Raw genomic sequence first — 13942 nt, forward strand, 5'->3', positions numbered from 1 at the left:
ACTAAACACCTCCATTATGGAGGTAAGTTAAGAGCATATTTCAACAGAGATTTATTACAGACGATAAGACCACAGACAAAATGCAACATGGCCTCGTAATTTTGGGCCTTCTTTTCCCATCGGGTCAGGACCCGCCGAAAGCGATTCATCCAACTATGAGTCCTCACGACAACACAGCCATGGGTTTTGAAGTACGTGTTTTTACTTCCGTAAGATTCTTCCTTACAGGACTGGATATGCGGCTCGTGGCGACGGCTCTGTAGATACTTTTCCAGCCAGCCTGCTTCGCAACCTTTGTCCAGGCAGAGCCTGATTTTTTGCCCCGCACGACCCGTCTGAAATGCATCGGGCGTATCTGCAACCAGTTTGATATCGTACGTGTTCGAAGCTGCGACGGCCAGCGACAGAGGAAGCCCGCTGGAATCTGTCATCAGACTGCGCTTTACGCCTTGCTTCCCTCTTTCTGTGGGATTACGGTCTGTTTTTTTATCCCTGCCAGCGGCGATTTAATCATACAGCCGTCCATCGACAATCAGGACCAGTCAATGCCGTCCAGATGCCCACAGGCAAGCAAATCATTCTGTCAGAAGTGCATTCTGACGCATGATTCGGTATACGTTTTTAAAATTATACAATATCAGATTAAGTGATATTTAAGACCTTCCTCTTCTAATGATTCAATGACAGACTTCCTTTGAAGAATTCGGTTGTAATAACTTACAATATGCGTGTATTTTTTCAAATCAATTCCAATATACTGACACCAGGATAACACCACGAACATATAAACATCAGCAATAGAGAAATCACCTACCAAACTCTCTCGATTGTTTAAACATGAATTCAAAAATGAAATTTTCTTTATTGCCTGCTCCATAAATAAATCACCAGAGCCTTCTGGATAATCGTTTTTATAAAATATTAAAGTGAAGTTTTTATGCAATTCAGATGCAATGTAATTTAACCACTCCTGAACCTGGTAACGTTCAAAACTTCCATTATCAGGGGAAATCATTTTTCCGTTATACTTATCCGCCAAATACTGTAATATTACAGATACCTCTGTCAATTCTCTACCATCATCGAGAACCAACAAAGGGACCGCATTTTTCTTATTAATAGTGTCTTCATATAATATCCCTTCTGAAGTGTAAACCTTATACCCATTACCAACTTTCTTTTTCTGAAGCCTGATTGATTCATGTTGAATGTTTAGTTCATTCATCACAATACGAACAGCTAAAGAACAAGAACCTACAATATAATAAAGCTTCATAAAAACCTCCAAAAATCAACTAAAAACAGACTGCTACAAACAAAAACGGCAATCAGTAATGCACTCAATATCCAGGGCAGTAAATCCCTTACTTTCAGGTTAAAAACTCGCCGGAAACCTCATTTTATCGTCATAAGTGCCACAACCTCCCGCAACTATTACGCTCCCGACGATAACATCCATGGTCAGGATATTTTTAAAACGATGATTCATTTTCCTAACCATCAAGGATAAGTGATGTCATTTTCCCAAAACTCATCGATAATCCACCATTTTCTGCCTGCAATATTTTCCTTCAGAAATTACTAGTTAAGACATTCTGACAATCCCTTCTGGGATAGGTTATTATTATGCATTAGCACCACCATCAACAGTAACCAAAGCACCAGTCATAAATGTTGAAGCACTACTGGCAAGAAACACAACTACATTTGCTATTTCTTCTGGTGTACCTAATCTTTTCAACGCTGGCGTTTGATCTGCTCCTTGCAAACCAGCAGTCATGTCTGTTGCGATCGGCCCTGGTAAAACGGCGTTTACGGTAATATCTTTTGAAGATAAATCTAGTGCCCAGGCACGAGTTAATCCTGAAATTGCAAACTTAGTCATTATGTAAGCACTACAACCAGGAAATGCAGCTCTCTCACCAACCATACTACTAATGTTTATAATCCTTCCACCAGGTTTCATCTTTTTCACTGCCGCCTGAGTAAGACTGAAGACCGAACGAACATTAACCGATAACTGAAATTCAAATTCAGACTCATCAATATCACCTATCAAACCAAAAGCATTAAACACGCCTGCATTATTTACCAGTATATCAATCCCTCCAAATTTCTCGCTAACCGAATCAATTAGCTTAGACATGCTTGATGGGTTCTTTGCATCCATTTTTAAAAGCATTACATCAGAACCCATTGCTTTTATTTTATTTAATAATAGTTCGGCTTTCTCTTTTGAAGATGAATACGTTAATACTATGTTAGCACCTTTCTTCGCTAATTCAATTGCTATAGCAGCACCAATACCGCGAGAAGAACCAGTAACCAATGCAACCTTATTATCAAATTCTTTCATACTTGACCTTCTCATTAATCTTGGCAGGAATTAATTCGGATGTTACTTAATTTTTAAACATGTAATAATATAAATTGAAAACTACCTCGTAGTTCCAATATTTCCCTTCTTGCAAAGAAAAAACAACTCAAGCAATTTTCAAATTATATAATTACCATAAAATCAGTAAAGTGCAATATTTAAAATTACACATTATATAAAATGGTAAATCCTTGGTACCCTGTATCGGTAATTCCCGGCAAACGAGATGCTGCTGCCTCTCTAAGCTTCTTCCGTAAAGCCATCAGGCAGCATAGCATGGTGAGCCGGAGGTGGTTGTCGACAGGAAGCCGTTTAACATATTGTTTTACATTGATAAAAATAGCTATTCCATTAGCTGTAGCCTACCGGAACAGGCGTTGCTGGCAACGGCGAGGTCTGAAGCTTCCGGGACAACGAGATCGGGCGTCAGCCCGGGGAGGCCCCCGTTAGGGAGCCTCCCTTGCTACAACCATCATGCGTAAGTGTTAAGTGAGCACCGTATTGACGATTATTTATTGGTGAACTCTACGTTCCATGGCAGGCGTTCGGCAACTTTGTTCAACGGCCACTCCGGCAGTACGCTCAGGATATGGCGAAGGTAAGCCTCCGGATCGATGCAATTGAGCCTGCATGTCCCGATAAGACCATACAGCAGTGCTCCACGCTCGCCACCGTGGTCACTGCCGAAGAAGATGTAGTTCTTTTCCCAAGACAGACCGCTCGTAGCGCGCGTTCTGCGGCATTGTTATGTGTGCCTTGCAAGGCACGATCTTTCCGTCGGTGAAAGTCCGACCCGGCTAACTCTCGCTCCGGCCGGAAGTACAGGGGGCGGTCCAGGAGGTAACGAATGGGCTGAAGCTCTCCCTGAAACGGCTTCTTAAGGAAGTCAACAGGTTATGCGGTCCGTAACGTGAGTGAACACTGAGCAGGCCTCGAAATGCCGTCGTGGGTGCTGACACGCCATAATAACGGGGAAGGCCGACGATGACCGGGAAGAGAGTGAGAAATGCACCGGTCATACCCACCGGGGTAGTGGTGACAGCACGCATAACGATTGATCGATCGTGCAACAAGGGAAGTCCATAACGATGCCCGCCCGGCAGACGGGCAACGACGCCCCGTGAGGGGCTGAGTCGGTTGTTATGGATGGCGGATGGGGGTGTAGTAGTGAAGAGACTGAGTAATGTCAGAGGAGCGAAGGCCACCTGTTGCAGTACCAGTGTACCAAGCAGGAAGAGCCCGGGGATTGGCATCAGCCTAACAACTCCGCTCGAATCGGTTCAGAACCTGCAGAAGACACTACAGGCAAAAGCAAAGGGTAACGCAACGGCTAAATTCCACAGTCTGTGGGATAAGGTTTGCCGACCGGATGTTCTCGTGGAAGCTTACAGGCGATGCCGTCTCAACCGGGGAGCCCCCGGCGTGGATGGAGAGTCTTTTGCTGGCATAGAACAGCAGGGATTAGGGCAATGGTTGCGAAGATTAAAGCAGGAGCTGAGCACAAAGCAGTATCGTTGCTCGCCCCTGTTGCGTGTATGGATCCCCAAAGCCAACGGCGGACAACGCCCGTTGAGTATCCCGACAATAAAAGACAGAGTGGTTCAGACGGCGGTGTTACTCGTTATTAACCCCGTTTTCGACACCGATCTGTCCCCACGGCAGTACGGTTTCAGAAGTCACATCGACGCCAAAATGGCCATACGCAGAGTCTACTTTAGCATCTCTGAACGCTTCGCCAGAGAAGTCGTTGATGCGGATTTATCTGACTACTTCAGTACGATCCCTCATGGGCAACTGATGAAATGCATCGCCCGGAGGATAAGTGATGGTAGCGTACTGGGGATAATCCGCCAGTGGCTCAGAGCCCCGGTAGTGGAACGGACCAGGCAGGGTGTCGAAATCCGGACCACAGCTGGCCGTAACACTCATCGTGGAACGGCACAGGGTTCACCAATAAGCCCGTTGCTGGGAAACCTCTATTTCAGGCGATTTATTCTGGCATGGAATAGCGGGACTCCTTTCTGGGAGAAGAACAGCGAGATCGTCAATTATGCCGACGATCTGGTGATATTATGCAAAAGGGGAACCGGAGAACAGGCCATGACAAGGATGAAGCGCCTGATGGAACGGCTGGGGCTGACCGTTAACGAAAGTAAAACCCGGCTGGTCGCTCTACCTGAAGGGAATTTTGATTTTCTCGGATATACCATTGGCCGATTTTATGGCAAAGGTGGGCGCCCCTACTGGGGCACAGCAATATCCCGGAAAGCGATCAAACGGCTCAAACAGGAAATACACGCTGAACCGCACCGGGTTTCCGGGAGACTAAACTCTCAGTGAAAAAGGAGATCCGACATGGCATCAAAATCAGCAAACCGTTACTCCCCGGAATTTCGTGAACGGGCAGTCAGAATGTTGCTGGACCAGCGTGATGAGTACCGTTCTGAACACGCGGCTATCCATTCTCTTGCCCCTAAAATAGGCTGCAGCACCGACACCCTGCGCACCTGGCTTCGTCAGCATGAGCGGGATGCAGGCGGAGGTGACGGTGGACTTTCCACCTCTGAGCGCGAACGTCTCAAGGAGCTGGAGCGGGAAGTCCGGGAACTGCGGCGCAGCAACGATATCCTGCGGCAGGCTTCCGCTTATTTTGCGAAGGCGGAGTTCGACCGTCTGTGGAAAAATAATACCGCTGCTGGATACCCTCAGCAGGAGCCACGGGGTCGGACCGGTATGCCATGAGCTGGATATCGCCCCGTCGACATATTACCGGCACCAGGAGCAGCGTCAGCATCCGGAGAAGCGTAGCCTGCGGCAGCAACGTGACGACCAGCTGAAAGTGGAGATACAGCGCGTGTACGACGAAAACTACAGCGTCTATGGTGTTCGCAAGGTCTGGCGTCAGTTGCAGCGGGAAGGCTTCAGCGTGGCCAGATGCACCATCGCGTGGCTGATGAAGGCTATGGGGCTGGCCGGTGTGCTCCGTGGTAAAAAAGTGCGCACGACAGTCGGTCGTAAAACGCAGGCCGCTCATGACAGGGTCAATCGCCAGTTCGTCGCTGCCCGTCCCAACCAGCTTTGGGTGGCAGATTTTACGTATGCCAGCACCTGGCAGGGCTTCGCGTACGTGGCGTTCATCATCGATGTGTTCGCCGGCGTCATCGTGGGCTGGCAGGTGTCATCCTCGATGGAGACGACATTCGTGCTGGATGCGCTGGAGCAGGCGCTGTGGGCCCGTCGTCCGTCAGGCACAATCCATCACAGCGATAAGGGATCGCAATATGTGTCGCTGGCGTACACGCAGCGGCTACAGGAGGCGGAACTGCTGGCCTCAACGGGCAGCACGGGGGACTCCTACGACAATGCAATGGCGGAGAGCATCAATGGCCTGTACAAAGCGGAGGTGATACACCGACAGAGCTGGAAAAACCGTACAGAGGTTGAGCTGGCGACGCTGACATGGGTGGAGTGGTACAACAATCGTCGGCTGCTTGGGCGACTCGGCCACATACCACCTGCTGAAGCAGAAAAAGCGTATTATGCTTCCATCGGAGAAAAGGCTCTGGCAGCCTGAGTTCCCGGACTAAACTCTCTCCCACAAAACCGGGGCGGTTCAGTACCGGACGAAGAAGTTCTCCTTAAGATATTTCACCATTCGTTCCACCTTGCCTTTGGTTCTGGCCCTGCGCGGACGGCAGGCGCGTGGCAGGAAGTCATAGTGGTCGGCCAGCAACAGAAACCCGGAGTTGAACACCACTTTCCCGTTGTTATTCTTCAGCACCGCCGCCTTCTGGTTATCAACCAGCACGGTTTTCACGCTGCCACCGAAGTATCGGAAGGCGCGGACCAGAGACTCATAGATGTGTTCAGCGTCCTGCTTTGGTGCGGCGAAGACATGGAAGCGACGGGAGAACTCCAGCGCATTCACCGCGAAGTTAACTTTGCATCGCTGTCCAGCGACCTCCACCTCGACTTCGCCCCAGTCGTGCTGCAACTGGTAACCGGGCTGGGTTTCGAAGCGGACTGTTTTCTTCGATGGCCGCATTTTGCGTTTGGGCTGGATGTAATAGCGCAACATGGAGCGCCCGCCGGTGTAACCCATTGCTTTAATTTCTGCGAGGATAACCTCGCCATTCCAGACATTCTCAGCCAGGCGCGTGTCGATATAGTCCATGAACGGCTTCAGTTTGGCCATTTTGTGGCGTGTTTTTCTGGCCGGTGGTTCAGGGTATTTAAGATACCGCCTGACAGTACGCTCAGAGCAACCAACCTGAGTCGCAATATCGATAATGTACGCCCCTTGCTTACGCATTTGCTTTATCATGTAAAAGTCCTCTCTGCTCAGCATGTCGATGTCCTTTCTGGTGTGAGAACCTCAAGGAAACAACATGTTGGGTGGAGCGGACAACTCAAATGGCAAATGACAGTCTTATATCATTGGCGCTAACACTATCATCGCCGGATTAAAGGTTCGTCGACAGACGTCGCTGACGGGGCGCTTACTTCGAAGATATGCCTATTGAAAGTATACTGTCTACAGTATATTCAGAATTAGCCTTTACCCTGAATATCTGGAGAGACCTGTTTTTGAAAATGGCATACTGCCTCATTTCAATTTCAGTACTGTATGTTTTTTCAATTCCCCCCATAATTTCCCCTGCTCTCGTTAGCGTCATGCCGGGATGAATTCCCCATTTATTTTTACACCGCACATCAAACGTTTCGATATATATTATTCTACCAGCTGAATTCACTATGGCATCTAAGCTGTAAAATTTGTTCACATTTAGATGCCATATAAAAATGCCATCTGCATTCTTTTCCTTGGCGTACGAAATCTCCTTAACTTTTAGGTAATCAACAATTTTTGTATTTAACTTTACCTGACCGATAGAGTTATCGTAAATAAGGCAACGCTCCGAAATATCAGTGGCATAACTATTTAATGGAAATAATAAATATAATACAATAAACTTAAGCAAAGTGTTTTTTTTTAAATTCATATAAATCTGCCATCCCCTAATAACATTATAACAATAACTCTTGGGTGATTTCATCTTGTAAGATCTTTACAGTGTGAAGCCTTAACCCCTGCATATATATGAAGTGAATTATAGAGTTCTTTGCGTAAACTTCCACGCTGGCAGAAATCACAGGAACCACCCGCGTCCACGTCAGAAATCTTTGTCCCCTGAGTGCCATCATTAACCTTGAAAGTCCCGGTAAAGACAGTGCCGGACCCATAGTCAAAGAGTACCCTCACAATGCTCCTTTTAGTGCCGGGAATCATAACAGAAGAAATAATCTCTGAACTCTGCGGTCGCTCCCATGCATTAGGCAGAAATGGATTTCCTTCCACAAAAGGAGGTTTCTCGCCAGGAGCTTCCCGGATAGCACGTTCCCGTAAATCAGATACACTCTCCAGCAGGCACAGCAATTCCGGTGAAATCAGTGAAGGAAGTTCGCCACCTAGTTTTTCACGATAGATACCGCTTGGTTTAATATTCCTTTCCCACTTCAGAAAGCGCTCAACCGTTTCATGAGCCCTGTCCTGAGGATTTGCTCCAACAAGGGAGATCTGTAGAAATACAAAAACGCCTGAAAAGTAGATGATTATCTTTTTCACATAATTTCTCCTTCGCTAATATAACTGTCATTTTGGGCCTCCTTTCACTGAGAGTTTAGACTCCCGAAAAAACCGTACAGTTCAAGCGCAACTAAATTTAAGATAGTGTGCTTATGCTTCAAAAGCACGTGTCCCTCATATATTACTTTACACCCGTTAAGACAGTTCAGCAGGCGCTGACGGACATCAGGATCCAGTGCTCGTGTGGCAGACGGCCTGCCAGCCACAGCTTTTCAGCAGTGAGTAAAGCCCTTCAGCCCGCCCCCCAATTCTGTCCGGTACCTGTATAACCTGCATCCCGCCATTATTGGGGGCTGTTCTGGTCGAGTTAACCAGACTGAACCGCCCCGGTTTTCCGGGAGAGTATTTTGGTTGGGAACTCAGGCTGCCAGATCCTTATTCCCGATGGAAGTATAATATGCATGTTCGGCTTCTGCCGGTGGGATATGCCCCAGCCTTTCCAGAAACCGGCGATTGTTGTACCAGTCCACCCACGCCAGCGTCGCCAGCTCATGCACGGCTTTTCCAGCTTTGCCTGTGTATCACCTCCGCTTTGTACAGGCCGTTGATGCTTTCGGCCATCGCGTTATCATAAGAGTCACCCGTACTTCCCGTTGAAGCCAGAAGCTCCGCCTCCTGCAACCGCTGTGTGTATGCCAGCGACACGTACTGTGAACCTTTGTCGCTGTGATGGATGGTGCCTGATGGCCGGTGGGCCCACAGCGCCTGCTCCAGCGCATCCAGCACGAACGTGGTTTCCATCGATGACGACACCCGCCAGCCCACGATGGCTCCGGCGAACACGTCGATGATGAACGCCACATACGCGAAGCCCTGCCAGGTACTCACGTATGTGAAGTCTGCTACCCAAAGCTGAGTGGGATGCTCTGCCACGAACTGATCCTACCCGCGAATAGTGGACACGGGACTAAGTGAGTAAACTCTCAACCAGAGGTGACTCATGACCAAATCAGCCACAACCAGCAACAAGCTCCGCAAACAACACTCGCCCGAGTTCCGTCAGGAAGCCCTGAAGCTTGCTGAACGCATTGGTGTAGCCGCCGCAGCCCGTGAACTCAGTCTGTACGAATCTCAACTTTATACCTGGCGTAAAAAACAACAGCAGGCCCTGTCTGGCTCTGAGCGGGAGCAGCAGCAATCCGTTGAAATTGCACGTCTTAAACGCCTGCTGGCTGAACGGGACGAGGAGCTGGCCATTCTCCAAAAGGCCGCGACATACTTCGCGAAGCGCCTGAAATGAAGTATGTCTTTGTCGAAAATCATCGGGCAGAGTTCAGTGCCGGGTGCTGCGCGTGGCCAGGAGTGGCTGGTATTCATGGTGTCTGCGCCGTCATCAGACTAACCGGCGACGGCAGTCCGTCTGGTCTGTGATGCCGCTGTCCGGCAGGCGTTCAGTGATGCAAAACAGCGGTATGGTGCACCGCGTCTGGCTGATAAATTGCCCCGGTACAACATCAGAACCATCGCCGCCAGCCTGCGTCGTCAGGGGCTTCGTGCAAAAGCAGCGCGTAAGTTCAGGCCGGTCAGCTACCGTAAGCATGGTCTGCCGGTATCAGAGAACCTGCTGAAGCAGGATTTTTACGCCAGCAGGCCGAACCAGAAATGGGCTGGTGACATCACGTACGTACGGATGAGGGCTGGCTGTATCTGGCGGTCTGTGGTCCAGGGCTGTCATTGGCTGGTCGATGTCGCCAAGAATGACGGCACAACTCGCGTGTGATGCGCTACAGATGGCACTGTGGCGACGTAAGCGACCGGAAAATGTCATCGTCCATACGGATCGTGGCGGGCAATATTGTTCAGCGGATTATCAGGCATTGCTGAAACGGCATAATCTACGCGGGAGCATGAGCGCCAAAGGGTGTTGTTACGACAATGCCTGCGCGGAAAGCTTCTTCCATTCGCTGAAGGTGGAATGTATCCATGGAGAGCGCTTTATCAGCCGGGAATTAATGCGAACGGCGGTGTTCAATTATATCGAGTGTGATTACAATCGGTGGCGTCGTCACAGTGCCTGTGGCGGACTCAGCCCGGAACAATTTGAAAACCAGAACCTCGCTTAGGGCGGTGTCCACATTATCTGGGTAAGATCATCAACCCTAAAAACGAGTATTATACATCAAATTCAACTAATCAGAGGTATTACCCATTTTTGATAGAGTCCATTTTTAAAATTAAGTGGACTCTATCATCGTCGGATTAAAGGTTCGTCGACAGACGTCGCTGATGGGGCGCTTACACAGGTAATACCTCTATTTAATTACAACAAAATCATTTATAACTTCCATACACTGCATTTATAGCAATTTTTGCAGCATTTTTAATTATTGTTTCATCATGTTTATCGTTTTGATTAGTACGCGTTGTATACACAGCGATAACAGCAGGTGAATTGGAATCAGGCCATAAAATAGCAACATCATTAGCTGTACCATAGAAACCACAGGTGCCTGTTTTATCGCCAACAACCCATTTATCAGGAACTGCGGCTCTGACTCGCGCATTGCCAGTCGTGTTTCCTTGAAGCCAATCCTGCAGTAAGGCTTTATTTTTAGCATCAAGTACAGAACCAAATGCAATATTTTTTAGGCTCATTGCTACTGCTTTCGGAGTTGAAGTATCACGTTTATCGCCTGGAATAGCTGAGTTTAATTCTAACTCCCAGCGATCAAGCCTGAACTCCGTGTCTCCCGTTGATCGCATAAATGCAGTCAAACCTTCAGGACCTCCGACGTATCTTTCCATTAATAGATTAGACGCTCCATTATCACTGTACTGAATTGCTGCCATAGCCAAAGTCTGAACGCTTGCACCCGTTTCTAGGTATTTTTCTGATACAGGAGAATGCTTCTCCATAACACGACCGGAATACTCTACCGTATCATTAAGAGAAAAAGATTTATCCTGAGTTTTTTTTAATACGGATGCAGCTAAGAACACCTTAAATGAACTGCATAAAGGAAATCTCTCATTTTGCCTGTAGGAAAACTCTTTCCCATTTTCTGTATTTAAAAGATAAACACCTATCCGCCCTCCAAAAACAGTTTCCAGTTCCTTAATTTGAGCCAGGCCATTCCTTTCCTGATTTGCAAATGAGTTAGATGAAGCAAAAGGAAGGCAGAGCGAAAAAGAAAGAATAATCGCATTTTTTCGCATTTTTTTTAACATATTTAACACCTTTATAAAGTTTACTGGCTATAAATCAGAAATTAATACGCCATCTATTAGTCCGCGCTTGTTGACGCATGTAAAACATAAAGCGAAATTAAATACTTTCATTAAAATAAAAACATTTTATCTTTTAATATGTTAGCAACCTGGTGATGTTTTTTATTGAAAGCATTTCCCTGGTTGTAAAAAACAAAGGTAGGCTATTTAATAAACAGATAATTTATTTTTAATACACAAAAAAACCATTCATTTTCTGATCCATTAAATTATACAGTGCAAGCCAGGTGATATATTTCTTTATTTTTAGTAAATGATTTTTAAATTTTAAAATATTAGATTACCTTTCAGCTAACAATTAATAAAAAGGGTCACCTTTAGCATAAAAATCAAAAATGCTTCATAAGCACATTATTCAATGTATTTAATATGAATTCCTCATGCGATGGGAATTTAATTGAAACATTGCAATTCTTGGGGTGGGAATAGAAACTTAACATTAAGATACCTCCAGCTAATTTTAGTAAAAACAAGATTGAACAGCCATAATTTATATAACAATTTAAAAATAACGGTATAAAAATGTCTATCAAAATGAATTATACATTTGCTCTTTATGGTGACAAGCTATAATATATTTGCTTAGACATAAGTAAAACTTTTAGGTTAATACGCCATGAGAAATCGCCTCCCATTGAACGGGTTACGGGCTTTTGAGGCTTCTGCCCGCCACCTTAACTTTACACGTGCAGGTCTTGAACTGCATGTTAGTCAAGCCGCTGTAAGTCAACACGTTCGTTCTCTGGAGAACATTCTTAATGTCACTCTGTTTCGAAGGTTACCGCGAGGATTACTTCTTACAGAAGAAGGGGCACATTTACTTCCTATCGTTAATGATGCGTTCAATCGTATGGATTCAGCTTTACAAAAATTCCGTGGAGGTAAATTTCTCGAAGTGCTTACTGTTGCTGTGGTGGGAACTTTTGCGATTGGATGGCTTTTGCCCCGGCTTAAGGATTTTTATGAAAAATACCCCTGGATTGACTTAAGGATTTTAACCCATAACAATACAATCAATTTGGCAACTGAAGGTATTGATGCATCAATTCGCTTTGGAACAGGAAAATGGACTCTTACTGACAATATTGAACTATTTTCTGCACCGCACACTGTACTATGCTCTCCTGTTGTTGCAGAAAGTCTTCTCTCACCGAATGATCTAAGAAATAAATTGTTATTACGAACTTATCGGCAGGATGAATGGTATCACTGGCTTGAAGTTGCTGGTGTTGAGCCATGGGTAATTACAGGACCAATTTTTGATTCATCTAGACTTATGGTTGATGCTACTAGCATATCTGATGGAATAGCTCTGGCACCTGCATGTATGTTCAGAAGGGAATTGGAGATAGGATTGCTTAAAATGCCTTTTGATATTGAAGTAAACATGGGAAGTTATTGGTTGACGTTTTTAAAATCAAAACAGAAATCTACGGCATTGACTGCCTTCAGCACTTGGTTACAGGACTGCAGCCTGTAATTAAATTACTGACTTTATTGAGGATATGAGAGATTTTATAAGAAGAGAAAAGAACCAATATTATATGATGATGAACCGTACCGGTTTTGTGGGAGAGAGTTAAGTCCGGGAACTCAGGCTGCCAGCTCCTTATTCCCGATGGAAGCGTAATACTCTTTTTCTGCTTCAGCAGGTGGGATGTGACCGAGCCGCTCAAGCAGTCGACGATTGTTGTACCAGTCCACCCACCACAGTGTTGCCAGCTCCACTTCCTGCCGGTTTTTCCAGCTCTGGCGGTGTATCACCTCTGCTTTGTACAGACCGTTGATGCTTTCGGCCATGGCATTATCGTAAGAGTCACCCGTGCTGCCCGTTGAAGCAAGAAGCTTCGCTTCCTGCAGCCGTTGCGTGTAGGCCAGTGAAACATATTGCGAACCTTTATCCGAGTGATGGATGGTGCCGGAAGGTCGACGTGCCCACAGTGCCTGCTCCAGCGCATCCAGTACGAACGTTGTCTCCATAGACGATGATACCCGCCAGCCTAAAATAACGCCGGCGAACACATCTATGATGAACACGACATATGCGAAGCCCTGCCAGGTGCTGACGTACGTGAAATCTGCCACCCAAAGCTGACTGGGGCCGCTCTGCCACGAACTGACGGTTTACCCTGTCGCTTGCCGCAACGTCTTTCCGGCTGACCGTGGTGCGCACTTTTTTACCCCGCAGCACACCAGCCAGCCCCATAGCCTTCATCAGTCGCGCGATGGTGCATCTGGCTACACTGAAGCCTTCCCGCTGCAACTGTCTCCAGACTTTACGGATGCCATAGACACTGTAGTTTCCGCCATACACCCGCTGTATTTCCGGTCTCAGCAGGTCGTCACGGCGGTCACGCAGACTACGTTTCTCCGGATGCTGGCGATATTCACGGTGCCGATAGTACGTCGACGGGGCGATATTCAGCTCATGACATACCGGTCCGACCCCGTCGCAGAGTGTATCCAGCAGCGGCATTATTTTTTCCACAGGCGGTCGTACTCCGCCTTCGCAAAATAAGCTGAGGCTTGCCGCAGGATATCGTTACTACGCCGTAATTCCCGGTTTTCCTGCTCCAGCTCTTTGAGGCGCTGGCGCTCGTCACTTGTGAGTCCGCCATCCCGATGGGCACAGGGATCAGACTGGAAACAGACGTACTGACCCCAAAGAAACGATCGTTAAACGTAAACCG

The 13942-nt window shown here is 47.0% G+C and carries 7 protein-coding genes, 7 pseudogenes and 2 other annotated features; of the genes and pseudogenes, 4 read left to right on the forward strand and 10 right to left on the reverse strand.

What is annotated here, in order from left to right; translation table 11 throughout:
- Nucleotides 1–14 precede the first annotated feature (14 nt).
- From FOY93_RS23330 to FOY93_RS23345, 4 genes and pseudogenes are all read right to left on the reverse strand, one after another.
- Nucleotides 15–583: pseudogene (locus tag FOY93_RS23330) on the reverse strand (transposase family protein); the annotation flags it as partial.
- Between the two features lie 54 nt (nucleotides 584–637).
- Complete coding sequence (locus tag FOY93_RS23335; RefSeq protein WP_143345833.1) at nucleotides 638–1276, reverse strand: glutathione S-transferase N-terminal domain-containing protein; 639 nt, start codon at nucleotides 1274–1276, stop codon at nucleotides 638–640.
- 348 nt (nucleotides 1277–1624) lie between these two features.
- Nucleotides 1625–2356 (reverse strand): SDR family NAD(P)-dependent oxidoreductase, encoded by a 732-nt coding sequence (locus FOY93_RS23340; protein ID WP_143345834.1) that lies wholly within the window; start codon nucleotides 2354–2356, stop codon nucleotides 1625–1627.
- Between the two features lie 529 nt (nucleotides 2357–2885).
- Nucleotides 2886–3124: pseudogene (locus tag FOY93_RS23345) on the reverse strand (transposase domain-containing protein); the annotation flags it as partial.
- 675 nt (nucleotides 3125–3799) lie between these two features.
- On the opposite strand from FOY93_RS23345, the gene FOY93_RS23350 reads away from it, so the two are divergent.
- Together FOY93_RS23350 and FOY93_RS23355 are read left to right on the forward strand one after the other, a co-directional pair.
- A complete protein-coding gene (locus FOY93_RS23350) occupies nucleotides 3800–4717 on the forward strand; it encodes a reverse transcriptase domain-containing protein (RefSeq protein ID WP_172621955.1) in 918 nt (305 codons plus the stop codon).
- Between the two features lie 15 nt (nucleotides 4718–4732).
- A pseudogene (locus FOY93_RS23355) lies at nucleotides 4733–5951 on the forward strand (IS3 family transposase).
- Nucleotides 5020–5135 (forward strand) — a sequence feature (AL1L pseudoknot). Its footprint overlaps the pseudogene before it by 116 nt.
- Nucleotides 5952–5993: 42 nt before the next feature.
- Here the strand turns inward: FOY93_RS23355 and istA are convergent.
- From istA to FOY93_RS23380, 4 genes and pseudogenes are all read right to left on the reverse strand, one after another.
- A pseudogene (gene istA / locus FOY93_RS23360) lies at nucleotides 5994–6725 on the reverse strand (IS21 family transposase); the annotation flags it as partial.
- 151 nt (nucleotides 6726–6876) lie between these two features.
- Nucleotides 6877–7434 (reverse strand): hypothetical protein, encoded by a 558-nt coding sequence (locus tag FOY93_RS23365; RefSeq protein WP_172621956.1) that lies wholly within the window; start codon nucleotides 7432–7434, stop codon nucleotides 6877–6879.
- A complete protein-coding gene (locus FOY93_RS23370) occupies nucleotides 7431–8003 on the reverse strand; it encodes a hypothetical protein (RefSeq protein WP_123061076.1) in 573 nt (190 codons plus the stop codon). Before FOY93_RS23370 ends, FOY93_RS23365 begins: the two co-directional genes overlap by 4 nt.
- A gap of 380 nt (nucleotides 8004–8383) precedes the next feature.
- A pseudogene (locus FOY93_RS23380) lies at nucleotides 8384–8903 on the reverse strand (IS3 family transposase); the annotation flags it as partial.
- A 61-nt stretch (nucleotides 8904–8964) separates the two neighbouring features.
- On the opposite strand from FOY93_RS23380, the pseudogene FOY93_RS23385 reads away from it, so the two are divergent.
- Nucleotides 8965–10087: pseudogene (locus tag FOY93_RS23385) on the forward strand (IS3 family transposase).
- Nucleotides 10088–10295: 208 nt separating this feature from the next.
- Here the strand turns inward: FOY93_RS23385 and FOY93_RS23390 are convergent.
- Nucleotides 10296–11192, reverse strand: a complete 897-nt coding sequence (locus tag FOY93_RS23390) for a carbapenem-hydrolyzing class A beta-lactamase FRI-8 (RefSeq protein WP_140423308.1) — start codon at nucleotides 11190–11192, stop codon at nucleotides 10296–10298.
- 676 nt (nucleotides 11193–11868) lie between these two features.
- Here FOY93_RS23390 and FOY93_RS23395 point away from each other — a divergent pair.
- On the forward strand, nucleotides 11869–12732 hold the full coding sequence (locus FOY93_RS23395; RefSeq protein ID WP_143345837.1) for a LysR family transcriptional regulator: 864 nt from the start codon (nucleotides 11869–11871) through the stop codon (nucleotides 12730–12732).
- A gap of 113 nt (nucleotides 12733–12845) precedes the next feature.
- On the opposite strand, the pseudogene FOY93_RS23400 reads toward FOY93_RS23395, so the two are convergent.
- Nucleotides 12846–13871: pseudogene (locus tag FOY93_RS23400) on the reverse strand (IS3 family transposase); the annotation flags it as partial.
- Nucleotides 13663–13773, reverse strand: a sequence feature (AL1L pseudoknot). Its footprint overlaps the pseudogene before it by 111 nt.
- Nucleotides 13872–13942: the final 71 nt, after the last annotated feature.

The sequence above is a fragment of the Enterobacter sp. 18A13 genome, from assembly GCF_007035975.1.
GTDB lineage: Bacteria > Pseudomonadota > Gammaproteobacteria > Enterobacterales > Enterobacteriaceae > Enterobacter > Enterobacter vonholyi.

Bases quoted from the DNA above. Each gene is read 5' to 3' on its own strand.
- FOY93_RS23365 (WP_172621956.1), bottom strand. From the start codon at position 7,434: ATGAAATCACCCAAGAGTTATTGTTATAATGTTATTAGGGGATGGCAG.
- FOY93_RS23335 (WP_143345833.1), bottom strand. From the start codon at position 1,276: ATGAAGCTTTATTATATTGTAGGTTCTTGTTCTTTAGCTGTTCGTATT.
- FOY93_RS23395 (WP_143345837.1), top strand. From the start codon at position 11,869: ATGAGAAATCGCCTCCCATTGAACGGGTTACGGGCTTTTGAGGCTTCT.
- FOY93_RS23340 (WP_143345834.1), bottom strand. From the start codon at position 2,356: ATGAAAGAATTTGATAATAAGGTTGCATTGGTTACTGGTTCTTCTCGC.
- FOY93_RS23390 (WP_140423308.1), bottom strand. From the start codon at position 11,192: ATGTTAAAAAAAATGCGAAAAAATGCGATTATTCTTTCTTTTTCGCTC.